Source organism: Yoonia tamlensis (genome assembly GCF_900115105.1).
Lineage (GTDB): Bacteria > Pseudomonadota > Alphaproteobacteria > Rhodobacterales > Rhodobacteraceae > Yoonia > Yoonia tamlensis.
The window spans coordinates 262,102-281,151 of record NZ_FOYP01000001.1 but is presented as its reverse complement, the minus strand read 5'-3'; the positions used below and the strand labels follow the sequence as shown (position 1 = coordinate 281,151).

The 19,050-nt window shown below is 58.1% G+C and carries 16 protein-coding genes; 8 read left to right on the top strand and 8 right to left on the bottom strand.

Annotated features, from left to right (window positions below):
• Nucleotides 1-3: 3 nt before the first annotated feature.
• Entirely contained in the window at nt 4-1,602 is a 1,599-nt protein-coding gene (gene ccoN, locus BM320_RS01405; RefSeq protein ID WP_090195491.1) for a cytochrome-c oxidase, cbb3-type subunit I, read from the bottom strand.
• A 194-nt stretch (nt 1,603-1,796) separates the two neighbouring features.
• On the opposite strand from ccoN, the gene BM320_RS01400 reads away from it, so the two are divergent.
• Together BM320_RS01400 and BM320_RS01395 are read left to right on the top strand one after the other, a co-directional pair.
• Nucleotides 1,797-2,630, top strand: coding sequence for a universal stress protein (locus BM320_RS01400; protein WP_090195488.1), 834 nt, complete (start codon nt 1,797-1,799; stop codon nt 2,628-2,630).
• Nucleotides 2,631-3,047: 417 nt separating this feature from the next.
• On the top strand, nt 3,048-3,503 hold the full coding sequence (locus BM320_RS01395; RefSeq protein ID WP_311135487.1) for a hypothetical protein: 456 nt from the start codon (nt 3,048-3,050) through the stop codon (nt 3,501-3,503).
• Nucleotide 3,504: 1 nt separating this feature from the next.
• Here BM320_RS01395 and fnrL read toward each other — a convergent pair whose 3' ends face one another.
• The 7 genes from fnrL to BM320_RS01360 all read right to left on the bottom strand — a co-directional run bounded on the left by fnrL (nt 3,505) and on the right by BM320_RS01360 (nt 11,138).
• Entirely contained in the window at nt 3,505-4,224 is a 720-nt protein-coding gene (gene fnrL / locus BM320_RS01390) for a transcriptional regulator FnrL (RefSeq protein ID WP_090195487.1), read from the bottom strand.
• A gap of 167 nt (nt 4,225-4,391) precedes the next feature.
• Entirely contained in the window at nt 4,392-5,246 is an 855-nt protein-coding gene (locus tag BM320_RS01385; RefSeq protein ID WP_090195485.1) for a fumarylacetoacetate hydrolase family protein, read from the bottom strand.
• Between the two features lie 63 nt (nt 5,247-5,309).
• The gene (locus tag BM320_RS01380) at nt 5,310-6,254 is read right to left on the bottom strand and encodes an ABC transporter substrate-binding protein (RefSeq protein WP_090195482.1); all 945 of its coding nucleotides are present in this window, start codon (nt 6,252-6,254) and stop codon (nt 5,310-5,312) included.
• Between the two features lie 41 nt (nt 6,255-6,295).
• Nucleotides 6,296-7,303 carry an ABC transporter permease gene (locus BM320_RS01375; protein ID WP_090195479.1) on the bottom strand — a complete coding sequence of 336 codons (1,008 nt, stop codon included), beginning with the start codon at nt 7,301-7,303 and terminating at the stop codon, nt 6,296-6,298.
• Between the two features lies 1 nt (nt 7,304).
• On the bottom strand, nt 7,305-8,819 hold the full coding sequence (locus BM320_RS01370) for a sugar ABC transporter ATP-binding protein (RefSeq protein WP_090195476.1): 1,515 nt from the start codon (nt 8,817-8,819) through the stop codon (nt 7,305-7,307).
• Nucleotides 8,820-8,852: 33 nt separating this feature from the next.
• Entirely contained in the window at nt 8,853-9,599 is a 747-nt protein-coding gene (locus BM320_RS01365; protein WP_090195474.1) for an SDR family oxidoreductase, read from the bottom strand.
• 24 nt (nt 9,600-9,623) lie between these two features.
• A complete protein-coding gene (locus BM320_RS01360; protein WP_090195471.1) occupies nt 9,624-11,138 on the bottom strand; it encodes a D-arabinonate dehydratase in 1,515 nt (504 codons plus the stop codon).
• A gap of 109 nt (nt 11,139-11,247) precedes the next feature.
• On the opposite strand from BM320_RS01360, the gene BM320_RS01355 reads away from it, so the two are divergent.
• From BM320_RS01355 to BM320_RS01330, 6 genes are read left to right on the top strand one after another with little or no spacing between them, the layout of a single operon-like run.
• Entirely contained in the window at nt 11,248-11,955 is a 708-nt protein-coding gene (locus tag BM320_RS01355) for a GntR family transcriptional regulator (RefSeq protein WP_242650928.1), read from the top strand.
• An 18-nt stretch (nt 11,956-11,973) separates the two neighbouring features.
• Nucleotides 11,974-13,002 carry an aldo/keto reductase gene (locus tag BM320_RS01350; RefSeq protein ID WP_090195468.1) on the top strand — a complete coding sequence of 343 codons (1,029 nt, stop codon included), beginning with the start codon at nt 11,974-11,976 and terminating at the stop codon, nt 13,000-13,002.
• Nucleotides 13,003-13,005: 3 nt separating this feature from the next.
• Entirely contained in the window at nt 13,006-13,422 is a 417-nt protein-coding gene (locus tag BM320_RS01345) for an RbsD/FucU family protein (RefSeq protein WP_090195465.1), read from the top strand.
• Nucleotides 13,419-14,234, top strand: coding sequence for an amidohydrolase family protein (locus tag BM320_RS01340; RefSeq protein WP_090195462.1), 816 nt, complete (start codon nt 13,419-13,421; stop codon nt 14,232-14,234). The genes BM320_RS01345 and BM320_RS01340 overlap by 4 nt, the downstream gene beginning before the upstream one ends.
• A 55-nt stretch (nt 14,235-14,289) precedes the next feature.
• The gene (locus BM320_RS01335) at nt 14,290-15,516 is read left to right on the top strand and encodes a metallophosphoesterase family protein (RefSeq protein WP_090200216.1); all 1,227 of its coding nucleotides are present in this window, start codon (nt 14,290-14,292) and stop codon (nt 15,514-15,516) included.
• A complete protein-coding gene (locus BM320_RS01330) occupies nt 15,516-18,935 on the top strand; it encodes a YhaN family protein (protein ID WP_090195459.1) in 3,420 nt (1,139 codons plus the stop codon). The genes BM320_RS01335 and BM320_RS01330 overlap by 1 nt, the downstream gene beginning before the upstream one ends.
• Nucleotides 18,936-19,050: the final 115 nt, after the last annotated feature.

The window sequence follows — 19,050 nt, the reverse complement described above, 5'->3', positions numbered from 1 at the left end:
TCCTTATACTGATGGGACGCCGACAAGGGCTTTTTGGCGTTCGCCACCCTTGATGGTCATAAAGATGTTCCACGCCATGATCAGCGCACCAACCAAGTACAAGACACCACCCAGTCCACGGACAACAAGCATCGGGAATTTGGCAGAAACGGTGTCGGCAAAGCTGTTCACAAGGAACCCGTTGGCGTCGACTTCACGCCACATCAGGCCTTCCATGATACCGGTGACCCACATGGATGCGGCATAAAGAATGATGCCGATTGTGGCCAACCAGAAGTGCCAGTTGATCGCGGACATGGAATACATGCTTGCCTTGCCCCAAAGACGTGGCGCGAGGAAATACAAGGCCGAGAATGTGATCATCCCGTTCCAGCCCAGCGCACCGGAATGCACGTGACCAATGGTCCAGTCGGTATAGTGTGACAGGCTGTTGACCGCACGGATCGACATCATCGGACCCTCGAATGTGGACATGCCGTAGAACGCAAGGCTGATGACCATCATCCGGATAATCGGATCGGTGCGCAGCTTGTCCCATGCCCCTTGCAGGGTCATCAGGCCGTTAATCATCCCGCCCCAAGAAGGCATCCAGAGAATGATCGAGAACACCATGCCCAGCGTCGATGCCCAGTCAGGCAACGCGGTATAGTGCAGGTGGTGCGGACCCGCCCAGATATAGAGAAAGATCAGCGCCCAGAAGTGGATGATCGACAGTTTATAAGAGAAAACCGGACGACCCGCCTGCTTGGGCACGAAATAATACATCATGCCAAGGAAACCCGCAGTCAAGAAGAAGCCAACCGCGTTATGGCCGTACCACCACTGGGTCATGGCGTCTTGAACACCGCTGAACAGCTGCACAGATTTGCTGCCCCAGATGCTGACAGGGATCGAGATGTTGTTCACAAGGTGAAGCATCGCCACGGTAATGATGAAAGACAGCAAGAACCAGTTCGCGACATAGATGTGCTTTTCTTTGCGGTTGAAAATCGTACCCAGATAGACGGCAAGATAGGCAAGCCAGACGATTGTCAGCCAGATATCGACGTACCATTCAGGTTCCGCGTATTCTTTCGACTGTGTCGACCCAAGAAGGTAACCTGTCGCGGCAAGCACAATAAACAGGTTGTATCCCCAAAACACGAACCACGACAGGTTTCCGCCCCACAACCGTGCCCCGCAGGTGCGCTGCACGATATAGAAAGACGACATGATCAGCGCGTTACCGCCAAAAGCAAAAATCACCGCACTCGTGTGCAGTGGGCGCAGCCGGCCAAAATTGCCGAACGGTTGAAGGAATTCGAAATTCAGCGCAGGGAACGCCAGCTGAAACGCAATGACAACCCCGACAAGAAATCCGACAACGCCCCAAAACGTCGTTGCAATCACGCCCGCGCGGACAACATCATCCATATAGCCATCGGTTGCGAATGCTTTTACCGGCTCATCGGTCTGGCGCAACGTGCGCAAAAACAAATAGCCCGCAACCAGCATAATAATAACCGCATGCACCACATAGGCGATGTCACGCCCCCAGTTGGCCGCGATAGCCGCAAGCAGGGTGATAATCCCCAGCACGACCAGCTTAACATAGTTCCCCATCAGAGAATCCCCTTCGTTTGCCGCACCCGAACCGGCACGGCATCTTCTTACATTTCCCTAATGCGTTCTGATTTGCGTCGCGTCTTTGACATGGATCAACACGCAGGGCTGTTGGTTGGGGAATACTGGGCGTTAACGGCAGTTTTGCGCGAACGGCTGCCCGCAATTGAAACGCTAAAGGGAATGACCCGCCAATGGATTACAAAATCATTGCGACTGTTCTAACCCGTCAAGACGACGCGCAAGACGCTTTGACAGCCGCCATCGCGCTCGCGTCGGATATGGACGCGCATCTGGACATCTACATCACCACAATCAGCCATACGGAAACCAACAATTACTACCTTGGTGCCGAGGCGATTCTGGTTGCCGAGCAAACCCGCGATGCGATGGCCGCGCGCGATGCGCTTGAAACATGGATTGAAGACCGGATGAAAGGCGAGATCATTCGCTGGTCTTCCAAAGCGGCCACCGTTCAGGGTCCTGCGCTGACCGGATATCTGGGCCGTTCGTTGCGGTTTTCCGACCTCGTGGTGCTGCCGCGCCCCTATCAGGACAACCCCGAGACCGCCACAGTCGTCGAAGCCTGTCTTTTCGCGGCAGAGCGCCCCGTTTTGATGATTCCCAAAGGCTGTAAGGCACCTGAACGCGGTGGGCGTATCCTGATGGGCTGGAATGACGGCGGCGAAGCAATGGCCGCAGCGCGCGCGGCATTACCGTTGTTGGAAAAATCGGACCTTACCGATATCTGCATTATTGATCCGCCCATGCATGCAGCGGACAGATCCGACCCCGGCGGGGCGATGGCGCAGTATTTAATGCGCCACGGGGCAAAGACTCAGGTTGACGTTCTCGCAAAAACAGAGCCACATGTCGGCGAGATACTGCTGCGCCATGCTCGGGAGGTTGGCGCGCAGATGATCGTAACCGGAGCCTATGGGCATTCGCGCCTGCGCGAAGCCGTCCTGGGCGGTGCTACACGCAGCCTGTTGGAACTGGCTGACCGGCCGATCTTGATGTCGCGCTGATATCCGCGACATATGTAGGGTGGGCGTTGCTGCGTTTTGGGAGGATCGCAAGTAATGCCCCCCTCCAATCCCATGATGATCAGGGCACCCCTTTTAGCTAGACTTCGGGTGACTGCGCCGCTCTAAACAATGCGAAAACCATCGTGAAAAGGGTTTGTCTTGAGCATTGTACTGATATTGGGAAGCGCACCGGCTGTGATGGCGTGTCGCCAATGGCCACGGTCACCCTTCGACAAAATCGTCGCAATTAACAACGCATGGCAGGTCCGTCGCGATTGGGATTACCTCATACATCCGGATGATTTTGGGCCGGATCGGTGCCCATCCGAAATAAACAGCAACCAGCTTATCGTGACCTCGGCTGATTATGTCCCTTTGCAAAATGACTTCGGGGGCTTTGTTTATGCAGGCGGGACGATGGCATTTACGGCGGCCTACTGGACGTTGGCGGCGCTCAGGCCGCGGGTCATCGCGTTTTTCGGCTGTGACATGGTCTATTCCAAGACCGACCAGACACATTTTTACGGCACGGGGACCGCAGATCCGTTGCGGTCGGACGTGACGCTGCGATCACTCGAGGCTAAGTCAGCGCGCTTTATGGCAATTGCTGCACTGGCTGGATGCGCCGCCATCAACCTGTCTGAGCAAGAAAGCCGACTGGTCTTTCCGCGATACACGCCAGCCGATCTGCCGCAACTATCGCCCCCGATATTGGACAAAACAGCAATAGATTCTGCACTAAGCGAGGAACGCAAGCTTGGCTATTATGTGCCGTCGGGCAAATACTGGCAGGAAGAAAACCGCTTTGACCCAGCCGAAATAGACAGGCTGGACGCGATGTGGCGCGACGTGGTCCGCGATAGGATTGCCTGACCTAGGCGTATTCACCCGTTTCGGCCTTTAGGGACTCAACATCTGGTACAGCAATATCGCGGCGGTCGCTAAAGGCAATCAACCCATCACGTTTCAGGGCCGACATTTGGCGGCTTACGGTCTCAATCGTGAGCCCCAGATAATTCGCCATTGTCTCGCGCGTGATCGGAAGCGTGAATGTCGTCGCCGCCCCAGTGTTTTTGGACAGTTTTGCCATGCGGGTGGCGATCATATAAAGCAGCGACGCAATCTTTTCGCGCGCGGTCTTGCGGCCAAGTACCAGCATCCATTCGCGGGCTGCGTCCAGTTCATCCAATGTCATTTCCAACAGGCGCTGGCCGACATGGGGTGTGTCATTAATCAATCGCTCGAAGGGGCGACGGCGAAAACAACAAAGCATCACATCGGTTTCGGCAACAACGTCACATTCGATCGTTTCGCGGTTGGGGCGGCCCATAAAATCTCCGGGCAGCAAAAGCCCGACCATCTGCACGCGCCCGTCGGGCATAGTGCGGGTCAGACTGGAAACCCCCGATACAATAGATCCGACAAATTCCAATGGGTCGCCCGCAAAGAAAATCGGCTGGCCCGCGGCAAAAGACCGATAATACTTGATTGCCTCAAGATCCTTCATCTCGTCGGGTTCGCACTTTGAACAGACCGCATTGTAGCGGATCGGACAGTCATCGCAGGACTTGATTGATGGAACAGATAAATTCATGTGCGCAGACCCTAGCGGCAATTGCCTGCAATTATCGCCCAAATGGTCAAGGAACTCCATCGTTAAATGGGCAGGCCGTGATGCAGACTATCAACGATAGTCTGCATCCAAATCCTTAACAGGATTTGGGACCAATTTCTTTTCAAGAAATTGGCCACCAGAACCCGCTAGGCATGCGCGACGTTTTGCCGTTGTTCGCCAAGCCCCTGAATGCCAAGGCGCATGACTTCGCCGCCTTGCAAATACACAGGTGGCTTTTGTCCCAAACCCACACCCGGCGGCGTGCCGGTTGAAATCACATCACCAGGCTGTAGCGACATGAACCGGCTGCAATAGGCCACAAGAAACGGCACCTTATAAACCATCGTCGCCGTGTTGCCGTTCTGGTAACGCTTGCCATCAACATCAAGCCACATCGCCAGATTGTCGTAATCACCAACCTCGTCGGGTGTCACAAGCCACGGGCCGGTCGGGCCAAACGTATCGCAGCCCTTGCCCTTGTCCCATGTACCGGCGCGTTCGATCTGGTATTCACGTTCGGATACATCGTTCACCACGCAAAAACCCGCGACATGGTTCATCGCGTCGGCTTCGTCAATATAGGACCCGCCGGTGCCGATCACCACGCCCAGCTCGACCTCCCAGTCAGTTTTGACGGACCCGCGCGGGATCAATACGTCATCATTTGGTCCCACAACCGCCGAAGTCCATTTGTTAAAAATCACCGGCTCTGGCGGCACATCCAGCCCTGATTCTTCGGCGTGATCCGCGTAGTTCAGGCCAATGCAGATAAATTTGCCGATATTGCCAACACAGGCACCAAGGCGCAGATCGTCTTGCGGTGTGCCCGCAACGACGGGCAGGCTGTTAATGTCAACGCCACGCAACTTGTCGATCCCTTGCGCGGTCAGCGCGTCACCCGACAGGTCGGTAATAATTCCCGAGAGATCACGCACCTGACCTTGATCATCCAACAGACCCGGTTTTTCCTGACCCGCAGGCCCATAACGCAACAGTTTCATCTTTGCCCTTTCGACATAAAATTAGCGGCCCGCGAAACATAGCGGGCCGCCCGGTGATTGCAATCAATCGTAAAGAACGGCCTGAATTTCGGCGTCGTCAATATTGGATTGATCGTAGTAGTAAAAGCCCGTGTCGATGATCGCGGGCAGCGTCTCGCCGTTGGTGGCTTTGACGGCGGCCATCACGGTTTCATAACCGATCCCGACAGGGTTTTGTGTGATCGCACCGGCCATCAGACCTTCGCGGATCGCGTCTGTTTGCGCCTTGCCGGAATCGTAACCGATGATGGTCACACCCTCGGAACCAAGCTCGCGCACAGCGTTGACCACACCAATGGCAGAGCCTTCGTTGGTGCCAAACAGCCCGTCAAGATCAGGGTTCGCAATCAAGATCGCCTTGGCGACTTCGGTTGACTGCAACTGGTCGCCTTGGCCGTATTGCACGCTGACTACTTCGATATCGGGATAGTTGGCGGCCATTTGGTCAAGGAACCCGTCGCGGCGGTCGATGCCGGTGCGGCTGGTCTGGTCATGCGCCACGACGGCCACTTTGCCTGCGCCGCCGATCAGTTCGGCCATTTTATCAGCAGCAAGCGCAGCAGCAGCGCGGTTATCGGTGGTGGCTGTGGTCACAGGAATGTCGCTGTCGACACCGCTGTCAAAGGCGACAATCGGGATGCCGGCCTCATGTGCTTGGCGCAGCAGCGGAATAGCCGCCTGGCTATCAAGCGCTGCAAAACCAATCGCGGCTGGGTTGTTTGCCAAAGCAGCAGCCAGCATATCGATCTGGCGGTCAACCATGGTTTCATTGTCTGGACCTTCAAAGGTGATCCGCACACCTGCCTCGGCAGCGGCTTGTTCGGCGCCGGCCTGAACCGCCTGCCAGAACTGGTGTTGGAACCCTTTGGACACCAGCGGGATGTATAGTTCATCCTGAGCCAGCGCAGGGGTGGTGCCCATCAGGGCAAGGGCACTGATAGCACCCATCAAAGTACGGCGTGACAACATGTTTTTCTCCTCCAATGTTGTTTTGGTCGTATCGTTGGTAATTAGTTCGCTTTGCGGCGGCGCATCATATCGGCATAGACCGCCAGAATAATGATCGCCCCGGTGACAACGGTCTGCCATTCTTGGGCCACTGACAGCACGCGCAGCCCATTGGTCAGCACAGCCATGATCAAGGCCCCGATCAAAGTGCCTATAATGGTGCCGCGCCCGCCCGACAGCGACGTGCCGCCGATAACCACGGCCGCAATCGCCTCAAGCTCGTAACCAAGGCCAAGTGCAGGCTGCGCGGAATTCAGACGTGACGCGATCAACAGGCCACCGATGCCGACAATTGCCCCTGAAAGCGCGTAGATCGCGATTTTCCAGCGGTCGGTATTGACGCCCGACAGGCGCACCGCTTCTTCGTTTGATCCCAAGGCAAAACAATAGCGGCCCAGCACTGTGCGGCTTAGAATATAGGACGCGGCCCCCGCCACGATAAACAGGATCAGCACACCGTTGGGAATCGGCAAGAACGGCAGAACTTCGCCAATCAGTGACCCGCGCGAAATCAGATCGAACCCCGGCGTGTCGTTGAAATAGATCGGACGGGTGCCCGAAATCACAAGACTCAGCCCTTTGAGGATCAGCATCATGCCAAGGGTCGCGATGAACGGCGGGATCTTGAGCTTGGCGACAAATGTCCCTGAACAAAGCCCGCAAAACGCCCCCGCCCCGATTGCGGCAACAACGCCCAAGGGCAAGGGCAGGCCCGCCTTGGTCAGGACAACGCCTGCCATGACCGCGCAAAACGTCATCATTGTGCCGACCGACAGATCAATGCCGCCCGTGATAATCACCAGTGTCGCGGCAATCGCCAGCACGCCATTCACGCTGGTTGCCTGCAAAATCGCGATCATGTTGGACGTTTGCATAAAGTTCGGCGAGGCCAGCGAAAACACGATCAGCAAGACAATCAAGGATGCGAAAGCCAACAATCTTTGGTGCATCAACGCCCCGAGGATCTTGGATGCGCGCGATGGCGCAGGCTGTGTGGTTACACTTGTCATACTATTCTCCCACTGGCGCGGCTTCGCGCCGCGTTGCCAGTTCCATGATTTGTTCTTGTGTGGTGTCTGCGCCGCCCGGCAAAATTCCGGTCAACCGGCCTTCGCACATCACCGCGATCCGGTGGCTTAGGCGCATAACTTCGGGCAATTCAGAGCTGATCACGATGATCGCACGCCCTTGGGCGGCAAGATCTTCGAGCAGCCTGTAAATTTCGGATTTTGCACCGACATCAATGCCGCGCGTTGGTTCGTCAAAGATCAGAATATCGCAGTCGCGCAGCAGCCATTTGGCAATAACGACCTTTTGCTGGTTGCCGCCTGACAGCAGCCCGACGTCCTGCAAATCCGACGGGGTACGAATGCCCAATTGTTTGATAAACCCGTCCGCGGTTTGCTTCATCGCGGCCTCGTTCAGCACACCTGTCTTGCTGGTAAACTTGCCCATCGCGGCCATCGCGATATTGGCCCGCACAGTCATATCCAGCGCAAGACCAAAGTGTTTTCGGTCCTCGGACAGATACCCGATGCCCGCGCCCACCGCGTCATAGGGGCTGCGAATATTGCATGGCTGCCCATGCACCAGAATTTCGCCGCCATCACGCGGATCAGCGCCAAAGATAATGCGCGCAACTTCGGTCCGCCCCGCGCCCATCAAACCCGCAAAGCCCAGAATTTCGCCTTGTTTGATACTGAAACTCACATCATGAATTTCGCGGCCGCGGCGCAGTCCGCGGACCTCAAGCGCAGTTTCGGCACCCGATGTATCGGGAATAACAGGCGGCTCGTCTTTGACTTCGCGCCCGACCATCAATTCGATAATCTTGGCCAGCGGCGTCTGCGCTGCATCAAGCGTATCAATCCACGCGCCGTCACGCATCACCGTCACACGGTCGGCAATGCGCTTAATCTCGTCCATTTTGTGGCTGATATAGATGATCCCAACGCCGTCTGCCTTGAGGCGGCGGATGACCTCGAACAGTTCGGCAATCTCAACGTCGTTTAGCGCCGCTGTTGGTTCGTCCATGATCAAGACGCGCGGCTTATACGACAGCGCCTTGGCGATTTCGATCAACTGCTGGCGGGCGATGGTTTGGTCGCCCACTTGCGCGCGTGGGTCCATATCCAGCTTCATCGACGCAAAAATTTCGGCAGTTTGCGTGTTCAGCGCGTTTTCGTCCAAACGGCCAAAACTGCGGCGCGGCTCGCGGCCGATAAACACGTTTTGCGCTGCCGTCAGATCATTCATCAGGCTCAGTTCCTGATGGATAATGCCGATCCCCATATCTTGCGCGGCGCGCGGGCTGTCGGGCGGGGTGTCAAAGCCGTCAATATCGACGGTGCCGCCGTCGCGCGTGTAAACACCTGACAGGATCTTCATCAGAGTCGACTTACCCGCACCGTTTTCGCCCATCAGCGCGTGGACTTCGCCACTGTGCAGATCAAACTGCACATTTTTCAGGGCGTGAACGCCCGGAAACCGCTTTTCGATGCCGCTCATTTCGACAAGTTTTGTCATATTGCTACGGCCCTCCCAAGCCTTGGCGCGGTGCTAGATCGTGACACCGCCATCAACACAAACGGCTTGGCCGCTGACAAAGCGGCTGTCGTCTGACAGCAGATGAATAATCGTGGGCGTCATGTCGTCGACCGTTGCCAGACGGCCCATCGGTTGGCGTGCGATGAAATCTTTTTCGGCCTGCACCGGATCGGCGGCGGCCGCGATCCGCCCGCGCAAGGACGGCGTATCAACCGTGCCGGGGCAAAGCGCATTACAGCGCAGCCCTTGGGCCACAAAATCGGCGGCAATCGCCTTGGTCAGGCCCAAAACAGCGGCTTTGGTGGCACCATAAGCCGTGCGCACGGGAAATCCTTTAATGGACGAAGCCATCGACGACATGTTCAAAATAGACGCCGTGCCGGTGATTTCGGCGCGGCGCAACATGCCTGGAATAAACGCGCGGCTGATCCGCAGCATCGAGGTGACATTCACGTTCAGCGACAACTCCCAGTCAGCATCAGAAATATCCAAGATCGTGCCGTGATGCACGATGCCCGCACAGTTAAACAGCCCGTCCAGATCGGGCAACTCTTGGGCCAGCGCCACTGTCGCGGCGGCATCGGTCACGTCGAAGAAGCGTGTCTCGATTCCATCGATACCATCCAGGGTGGCCAGCGCGTCACGGTTCATATCCGTTGCATAAACTTTGGCCCCTTCAGCGGCGCAGGCGAGCGCAGATGCGCGCCCCATACCTTGGCCCGCTGCGGTGATCAGGATTGTCTTGTTATTTAGGCGCATATTTGGTTCCTCCCCGATGGCCGCTTACATCACTGCGCCGATTTGCCATGGCACGAATTCAACGCCGCCATAGCCCAATTCTTCGCTTTTGGTTTTTTCGCCAGAGGCCACGCGAATGAACAATTCGAACAGATCGCGCCCCTTGTCTTCGATCGCGACGCCCTCCGAGACGATATCGCCGCAGTTCAGGTCCATATCGTCGGACATGCGCGCATACATTTCGCTATTGGTGGCAATCTTGATGCCCGGTGTTGGCATGTATCCAGACACCGACCCGCGCCCGGTGGTAAACGCGATCAGGTTTGCGCCGGATGCGACTTGGCCAGTCACCGAACAAGGATCAAAGCCGGGGCTATCCATAAAGACAAAACCGGGCGTCGTAATTTTTTCGGCGAATTTATAGACATCCGACAGCGGCGCACTGCCGCTTTTGGCGACCGCACCCAGTGATTTTTCCAAGATCGTGGTCAGCCCGCCGCGCTTGTTGCCGGGGCTTGGGTTATTGTCCATCTCGCCGCCGTTGCGCGCGGTGTAATCTTCCCACCAGCGCACGCGCGCGATCAGTTTTTCACCAACTTCGGCCGAGACCGCGCGGCGGGTCAGCAAATGTTCAGCGCCGTAGATTTCGGATGTTTCCGACAGGATCGTCGTGCCGCCATGCTGCACCAAAAGATCAGAGGCCACGCCCAGCGCGGGGTTGGCCGTAATCCCAGAATAGCCGTCAGATCCGCCGCATTGCATGCCGACCATGATCTTGGAAATGGGCGCGGGCTGGCGGGTGGCCTGATTGGCAAGCGCGGCAACACCGGCCAATTCTTTAAGGCCTTTTTCAATGGTTTTGCGGGTGCCGCCTTCTTGTTGGATGGTCATATAACGCAGCGCGCCATCGGCGCGGATGGGCCGCCCGTCAACCAACGCAGACAATTGCATCACCTCGCAACCAAGCCCGATCAGCAGAATGCCGCCAAAATTCGGATGGCACGCATAGCCCGATAGCGTGCGAAACAGCGCGTCATAACCTTCGTTTTCGCCTGACATGCCGCAGCCGGTGCCGTGGGTAATCGGCACGATGCCGTCGACATTCGGGAACGCATCCAGAAGCCCCGATTTTTCGGCAGCCTCTGCGATAAATTTCGCCACAGACCCTGAACAGTTCACCGATGTCAGAATGCCGATGTAATTGCGGGTGCCCACGCCACCATCCGCACGGTGATAACCATCAAATGTGCGCGCGTCGGCGGCGGGCGCAAGCGGTTTGACTTCGCTGGCAAAGGCGTAGTCTCGGGTGTGGTCGCCCATGCCCAGATTATGCACATGCACATGTTCGCCCGCGACAATATCCGCCTTGGTCTGGCCGATCGTCTGACCATAGCGAATCACGTTTGTGCCCTTTGCAATAGCACGGCGCGCGATCTTGTGGCCGCGCTTGATCGACCCGACCAACGGGGCCGCGACCCCTTCAACAACGCTGCCTGCGTCCAAGTCTGCAAGGGCAATGACAATGTTGTCGTCGTCATGAAGGCAGATCACATCAGGCATATCGGCGTCCTATCAAGGGGCGAAACAATTCGTTAAGTAGTGGAAACACAATTAGCTTTACATGCGGCATCTGTCAACTAACATGTCAGTTGAGACCGGAGGAAACAATTTGGCGAATACAACGCAAATCATTAGCGGCGCGCGCGCCGATATTGAAAATCTCGATGGCCCGCTTGCACAGCGGGTTTATGCCGCCCTGCGCGACGCCATTCTTGATATGGCGCTTGCCCCGGGTGAAGTCCTGCGCAAATCGGCGATCTGTGAACAGTTCGGGGTGTCACGCTCGCCCGTGGCCGAGGCGCTGACGCGGCTGTCGGGCGAAGGTCTGGTCGATATCATCCCGCAGTCGGCAACACGGGTCACGCGGTTTTCGCTTGCCGCAATCCGCGAGGAGTGTTTCTTGCGCGACGCAGTCGAGGTCGCAGCCGTCAAACGGGTCGCAACAACCCGTACCGAAGACCAGCTTTTGCAGCTTTCGCGCAATTTGCGACTGCAAGCCCTGCTGGTCGAAGACAAAGACTTTCACGGGTTTTTCGAGGCCGACGAAGCCTTTCATGCGATGCTGCTTGAATTTACCGGCTTTCCCTCTGTGACCGCCATTGCAAAGCAACTGTCACTACAATTGCGCCGCGCGCGGGTTTTGATGCTTCCCGAAGAAGGCCGGCCTGCAGGCACTGTTATTGAACATACCGCCGTCGTTGATGCGATCCGCGCAGGCGACGAAGACGCCGCCGCACGTGCTATGCGCCACCATTTGGGCCAGCTTATCGTGCGCATCGAACCGCTTGAACGGCAATATCCGGATTATTTTCGCTAGCACGTTAGGAATATCATCATGCGCGTGACGCAAAAAAACCTTTTGAACCATCGTACCAAAACACCTGTCCCGTTAACCGCGATGGGTTTTGGCGCTGCCTCTTTGGGCAATCTTTACCGCGCAATGACAGATGCGCAGGCCCGCGAGACTGTCGATGCCGCCCTGAACGCCGGTGTCGGCTATTTTGATACCGCGCCGTTTTACGGGCTTGGCCTGTCCGAAGAACGAATCGGCAAAGCACTGGCGCCCCACAAGGATGTTGTCATATCGACCAAAGTAGGCCGCTTGCTGCATGATTGCCCGCCCGCACAAGCAACGCCGGAAATGTATGTCGATGTACCGTCGCGCAAGATCACGTTCGACTATACCTATGACGGGATCATGCGCAGTTTTGCCAGCAGTCTGAACCGGCTGGGCAGCGCGCGCCCGCAGATTCTCTTGCTGCACGACATTGATGCGGGCACCCACGGCAAGGAAAAATCCGACGCGCATCTGCGCGACCTGTTTGACCGTGGCGGCTATGCCGCGCTGTCCGAGCTGCGCGAAAACGGTGATATTGCGGCCATCGGCGCCGGCGTGAACGATTGGAAAATCTGCGAACAGCTTCTGGGAGAAGCGGATTTTGACTGCTTCTTGCTCGCGGGGCGTTACACCTTGCTTGAACAAGAGGCGCTCGACAGCTTTTTGCCGCTTTGCGAGGCGCGCGATGTCGGGATCATCTTGGGCGGGCCTTATAATTCGGGGATTCTGGCCACAGGGGCGGTTGCCGGTGCCCGTTATAATTACGAACCCGCGCCGCCGCATATTCTGGCAAAGGTGCAAAGCATCGCAGATATTTGCGCCGCCCATAACGTGCCGCTGATCGCCGCCGCGCTGCAATTTGTGATGGGTCATCCGGCCATTCGCAGCGTTATTCCGGGTGCCGCAAACCCCGCTGAAATTGCCAGCAATCTGGCGGTGTTCCAAACCGCTATTCCCGCAGGTCTTTGGTCTGATCTCAAATCCGCAGGGCTGGTCCGCGCCGACGCCCCCTGCCCCAAGGAGTAACCCATGTTATACAACATCCCCCCGATCCTGTCGCCCGATCTGCTGTGGACATTGCGCGCAATGGGGCACGGCGATGAAATCGTGATCGCCGATGCAAATTTCCCTGCCCATGGGCTGGGCCCGAAAACCATGCGCCTTGACGGGATCAGCGCCACCGATACGCTGGCCGCCGTGGTCCAATTGCTGCCGCTTGATACCCATGTGCCGACACCCGCGCACACGATGCAGGTTGTTGGCGAACCGGACGCGGTTCCCGAAATCGTTGCGCAGTTCCAAACGATGATCCCCGACCATAAAATCGGATCCATCGAACGGTTTGCCTTTTATGAACGCGCAGCCAAGGCCTTTGCCGTGGTGCAGACAGGTGAAACGCGGCTTTATGGCAATATCATTCTGACCAAAGGGGTGATCGGCACATGAAGATCGACGCGCACCAGCATTTTTGGGCGCTCGCGCGGGGCGACTACGGATGGCTGACGGCGGATATCGCGCCGCTTTACCGTGATTTCCAGCCCGCCGATCTGGCGCCGCTGCTGGCAGGTTGCGGCATTGACGGCACGGTGCTTGTGCAGGCCGCACCCACCGCTGCGGAAACAGCCTATATGCTGGCTTTGGCCGATAAGACAGATTTCATTCGCGGCGTGGTCGGTTGGGTTGATTTTGAAGCGGACGACGCACCAGACCAGATTGCCGCGCTCGCAAAGCATCCCAAACTTGTCGGGCTGCGCCCGATGATTCAGGATATTGCCGATGCTGGCTGGATGTTGCGCCCCGCGCTTGCACCCGCGTTTGCCGCGATGATCGCCCATGATTTGACCTTTGACGCGCTGGTGCTGCCGCGCCATCTGGACAACCTGAATACCTTGCTAGGTCAGCACCCGCAGTTGCGCACCGTCATCGACCATGGCGCCAAGCCGGAAATTCGGGATGGAAAATTTGACGACTGGGCTGCCGGCATGGCGCGGCTGGCAAACGAAACTCAGGCTTTTTGCAAACTATCGGGCATTGTAACTGAAGCAAATGCAGACTGGACCCGCGATGACATTGCCCCCTATGTGACGCATCTTTTGACCAGCTTTGGACCGGACCGGATTATTTGGGGCAGCGACTGGCCGGTATCGACATTGGCGGCCAGCTATAAGCAATGGCATGATGTGGCGCTCGGGTTTGCGGGCGCAGATCATGCGAAAATCTTTGGCGGCAACGCACAAAAGGCCTATCGGCTCGCGTGATCCGATTGCGCTCGGGCCAAAAACCCCGCAAGTTCGCGGCAAGGGGGAACAACCTTTGATCCGCATCTTGCACACGGCCGATTTACATCTCGATTCACCGCTCAAATCGCTGGCGCTGCGTGATGAAGACATGCGTGACGCCGTGCAAACCGCAACACGCGCGGCATTTGTGACGATCATCGACACGGCGCTTGCGGAAAATGTCGCGGCGCTTTTGATCGCGGGCGATCTGTTCGACGGGGCCGCGCGCAGTGCCAAAACCGCGGCCTTTCTGGTCACCCAGCTTGACCGGCTCGCGGCAGCGGACATCCCTGTCTTTTATATCAAAGGCAACCACGACGCCGAAAACCCCGTGACCGGCGAAACCGCACTGCCCGCAAATGTGCATGTCTTTGACGGGCGCGGCGGCAAGGTGCAGCTGGCAGGCACCGATATCTGGATTCACGGGGTCAGTTTTCGCGACCGCCACGCGCCCGAAAGCCTGCTGGACAAATTCGACGACCCTGTCGCGGATGCGATCAATATCGGCATGCTGCATACATCGCTTGCGGGGGCGGCGGGGCATGACACCTATGCGCCCTGTTCAGTCACTGACCTGCAGGCCATGGGGTTTGATTATTGGGCCTTGGGCCACATCCATAAACGCGAGGTCTATTGCAATGCCCCGTGGATCGTGATGCCCGGCATCCCCCAAGGCCGCGACATCGGCGAGGCAGGCCCACAATCGGCCACGATGCTATGCATCAATGACGGTGCAATAACCGTGCACGAAATCCCGACCGCCGCCGTGGTTTTCCAGCAGGTCGCCTGTGATATCAGCGCCTGCACAACCGACGAGATGCTGCGCGATAAATTGCGCGCAACACTGCGCGATCAACACGCGCAAGCAAGCAATAGCATCGTGCGGCTGGCCCTCACGGGACAGTCAGACCGCCACTGGCATATTCTGCGCGATCAGGCGCTTTGGGTGGAAACCGCGCGTAGCCTGGCGCAAGAAATAGGGCAGGTCTGGATCGACAAGATCAGTTTTGACCTTGCGACCCCTGCCGGTAATACGGTCGGCGCCACGGATGAACTGGCGCAGATCATGCAAGCCATGTGCGCCGAACCGGGGATGATCGCAGCGCTGGACGATGTGGTCGACACGACATTATCGGAACTGCCCGCACAGATGCGTGCTGCGCTGCTTCCTGACAAGGATGCCGCAGGCAGGCTTGCCCAGAATCTGGCCAAGAGCGGCTGCGCACAGATAGTCGCGCAGATGAAAGGGGCGGGGGTCTGATGCGCCTGCGTTCGCTCAGCCTTGATCTGTTCGGGCATTTTGCCGGCAAGTCCTATGACTTTGGCGCAGCGCTGCAGGGCGCACCCGATTTCCACATTATCTACGGCCCGAACGAAGCAGGCAAAACCACAACAATGGAAGCCTATCTGCGTCTGCTTTACGGGTTTGACGCACGCGAATCCTATGATTTCCAGCACCAGCGCAAGAATTTGCGGGTCTCGGGCAGGTTTGAAACGGCGCAGGGCGATCTGGCGCTCACGCGGTTGCCCACCCGCAACGCATCCTTGCAAGACGCCCACGGCACCCCCTTGCCCGAAGCCGCAATTGCCGCGCATCTGGGCGGGCTTGGCGCTGATGACTACCGCAAACTGCTTTGCCTTGACGACGACACGATCGAACGCGGCGGAGACGAAATCGCCAATAGCCAAGGCGATATCGGGCGGCTTTTGTTTTCGGCGGCAGCGGGGGTCAGCGATTTGACGGCTGTCCTAGACGGGGTCGATGCGCAGGCAAACGCACTTTTCCTCAAACGTTCGAGCAAATCGGAAATGGCGCAGCTGAAAAAGGAATTGTCCGAAATAGCTGCGCAGATCAAAGCCCAAGACGTGCCAGCCGCCGCGTTTCGCAAATTGCGCCAGTCGCTGGCCGCCGCTTGCCAAGCCGAAGAACAAACCAGCACGGAGCGCAATGCGTGCATGTTGCAGCTGTCACAAATCAAATCCATGCAGACGGCGCTGCCTTTGATGCACAAGCTTGCGCAATGTGACGCGGCGCTGGCGGCTATGCCCGATTATCCCGCGCAGCTCGATATTGGCCCCGATGATTTGCAGCAGCTTGTCAGCGCCCAAAGCCAAGCCATGCATGACATCACACGGCTAGAGGCCGACCACGCCGCGCAAACAGCCGCACTGGCGCAAATCCACATTTGCCCCGATCAGTTAGGGCTGTCGCAACAGCTGGCTGATCTGGACGCCGCGCGCAGCCGCCATGCAACCGCGCAGCTTGATCTGGCCCGCCGCATCGACGCCGTTGAAACGGTTGACAAGGACATGCAAACCATTGCCGCCGCATTGGGTGCAACCTGTGATCCAGCGCTGCTTGTGGTGACCTCAGCCGCGCTTGCCGAACTGGAAACCGCGCGCGACAGTCTGCGCGCAACCCTGCGCGACCGCGAAACCGCGGCAGACGAACTGGCCCAAATATCCGACAAGATCGCGCAAGCAAAATCCGGCGCCGGCCCGCACCCTGAACCGGCCGATATGGCAATCGCCGGAATTCTGGACAGTTTTGGCATCGACACATTTACCCCCGCCTATGCGACTGCCCGACAGGCAATCGACAGCGCCCGCAGCGCGCTTGCCAAAGCTTTGGCAGCACTTTCGATCAACGGGCAGAATTTTGCCTCCCCCCCGACAGGCGCGCCAGAAACAACAATCACAGCACTTGCCCAAGCCCACGCAGAACATAGCCGCAAAATCGCCGAATCGACGGATGCACTGGACCAGATGCGCGCGGATCACGCAGCGCTTGCGGCACAGATCGCGGGATTGCGCGACAATAGCGCAATCATCGACGACACAACCGCCCAAGCAATCACCGCGCGCCGCGATGCCGCGTGGCAGGCGCACCGCGCAGCGCTGTCGGACGCCACCGCCGACGCCTTTGAAACTGCGCTGCAAAAGACCGACAGCACCGCCGCACAACGCCTGACCCAAGCCAGCGATTTGGGGCTGTTGCGGCAGCTTTCGCAAAGCTTGGCACAGACAGCCGCCCGACTGGATCACCACGCCAAGCGGCACCAAAGACTGGCCGCCGAACAGGCGGAAATTACAGCGCAGCTTGGGGCGATCGCCGTTGAACTGGGCCTTTCCGACACGCCGCCGCCCGCCACATTTGCGCAATGGGCACAGCGCCGCACACAGGCCGAAACGGCTGCGCAAACGCTTTGGCTTGCTGAACAGGACCACGCCGTCACCTGCGAAAAAGCAGAACGGCTGACACAGGCGCTGGGCGCGCATATCGCGCAAGAAAGCCCCGATTTCGACGCGCTGGTCATCCGCGCGCGCCAGCGGGCAAAAACAGCGCTGGATCAGGATGCAGCACAAAGGGCCAGCCAAAAAGCACTGGCCGTCCTGCAAGCCGATCAGCTGCGGCGGCAAGAACAATATGCTGCATTGGACCGCGCCGCACAGGCCGCACAGACCGCATGGGCAGATCTGGTCCACAGCCACCTGCAAGACCACGTGCAGGCGGACCGCCTTATGCTGTCTTTCGCGCCGCTGCGCAGCCTGCGCGAACTGGACACAAGGCGCAGCATGGCCGCACGGCAGGTCGCAACAATGCAGGACGATCAGGCGCAATTTGCAGCACTTGTGGCGCCACTGGCCGCGCAGCATGCGGTTGCCGCCGATGACCCGCTTGTCGCGTTTGCCGCGCTGCGCCAACTTGCCGATGATGCCAGCGAACAAGAAACAAAACGTGCCGCACTGCAAAACAAGACCGCCGAAACGAACCACGAAATCGCGCAGGCCAAGCGCGAAATCGACAGCATCGCAAGGCAGGTCACCGATCTGGGCACGCGCTTTGCCGCGCAAATACCGTCAGACACAATTGACGCATTGCGCAGCGCCGTTTTGGGCACGCATGCCGCAATTGCGACCCGCAAGGAACGCACGGAACTGGCGGCCCAAATACTGTTGCAGCTTGGCATTGACGATCTGGATCATGCGCGCACGCGCCTTGAGGGCCAGACCGCCGCCGGTCTCGCGGCAGGCGCGATGCAGGCCCAGACCGATCTGGACGCGATCGAACAAGACTACCGTGCCGCCATCGCAACCCGCGCCGAAGCCGCGCGCGATCTGGGCGCTGTCACCGGCGACGACAGTATCGCTGCACTGACCGAACGCAAGGTGACGCTGGAACTGGCAATGCAGGACACGGCGCTGCGCTATATCAGCTTGCGTACCGGACATATGCTGGCCCAAGAGGCGATCCGCCGTTACCGCGACAAGCACCGCAGCGCGATGATGCACGCCACGCAAACCGCATTTAGCGAACTGACAAACGGGGCCTATAGCGCCCTGCAAACGCAAAACCTTGGCAGCCATGAAACGCTGGTCGGGATCGACGCGAACGGGCGCGCAAAACACGCACAAGACATGTCAAAAGGTACGCGGTTCCAGCTGTATCTTGCGCTGCGCGCCGCGGCTTATGAACAGCTTGCCGATCAGGGGACATGCCTGCCGTTCTTTTGCGACGACATTTTTGAAACCTTCGACGAGGCGCGCACCGCATCCGCTTGCCGGCTTATGGCGCGCATTGGCCGGCGCGGGCAGGCGATCTATCTCACCCATCACCAACATGTCGTTGATATCGCAAGGGCCACCTGCGGCGACGCCGTGCAATTTCATGAAATTTGACCGCATCCGCGCCTGCTGTGTCGGATCGGAAATTCGCGCGTGTCTATTCCGGTGTCTGAGACGTCGCTTTGATCTAGTCAACCGACCGCGAAGACCACTATCAGGGGCAAACAGG

What these genes read in the sequence shown, in the direction of transcription:
- BM320_RS01350 (WP_090195468.1), top strand. Translation starts at nt 11,974, where the DNA reads ATGCGCGTGACGCAAAAAAACCTTTTGAACCATCGTACCAAAACACCT.
- BM320_RS01370 (WP_090195476.1), bottom strand. Translation starts at nt 8,819, where the DNA reads ATGACAAAACTTGTCGAAATGAGCGGCATCGAAAAGCGGTTTCCGGGC.
- fnrL (WP_090195487.1), bottom strand. Translation starts at nt 4,224, where the DNA reads ATGAATTTATCTGTTCCATCAATCAAGTCCTGCGATGACTGTCCGATC.
- BM320_RS01395 (WP_311135487.1), top strand. Translation starts at nt 3,048, where the DNA reads ATGGCATTTACGGCGGCCTACTGGACGTTGGCGGCGCTCAGGCCGCGG.
- BM320_RS01345 (WP_090195465.1), top strand. Translation starts at nt 13,006, where the DNA reads ATGTTATACAACATCCCCCCGATCCTGTCGCCCGATCTGCTGTGGACA.
- BM320_RS01375 (WP_090195479.1), bottom strand. Translation starts at nt 7,303, where the DNA reads ATGACAAGTGTAACCACACAGCCTGCGCCATCGCGCGCATCCAAGATC.
- BM320_RS01385 (WP_090195485.1), bottom strand. Translation starts at nt 5,246, where the DNA reads ATGAAACTGTTGCGTTATGGGCCTGCGGGTCAGGAAAAACCGGGTCTG.
- BM320_RS01360 (WP_090195471.1), bottom strand. Translation starts at nt 11,138, where the DNA reads ATGCCTGATGTGATCTGCCTTCATGACGACGACAACATTGTCATTGCC.
- BM320_RS01365 (WP_090195474.1), bottom strand. Translation starts at nt 9,599, where the DNA reads ATGCGCCTAAATAACAAGACAATCCTGATCACCGCAGCGGGCCAAGGT.
- BM320_RS01330 (WP_090195459.1), top strand. Translation starts at nt 15,516, where the DNA reads ATGCGCCTGCGTTCGCTCAGCCTTGATCTGTTCGGGCATTTTGCCGGC.
- BM320_RS01340 (WP_090195462.1), top strand. Translation starts at nt 13,419, where the DNA reads ATGAAGATCGACGCGCACCAGCATTTTTGGGCGCTCGCGCGGGGCGAC.
- BM320_RS01400 (WP_090195488.1), top strand. Translation starts at nt 1,797, where the DNA reads ATGGATTACAAAATCATTGCGACTGTTCTAACCCGTCAAGACGACGCG.
- ccoN (WP_090195491.1), bottom strand. Translation starts at nt 1,602, where the DNA reads ATGGGGAACTATGTTAAGCTGGTCGTGCTGGGGATTATCACCCTGCTT.
- BM320_RS01380 (WP_090195482.1), bottom strand. Translation starts at nt 6,254, where the DNA reads ATGTTGTCACGCCGTACTTTGATGGGTGCTATCAGTGCCCTTGCCCTG.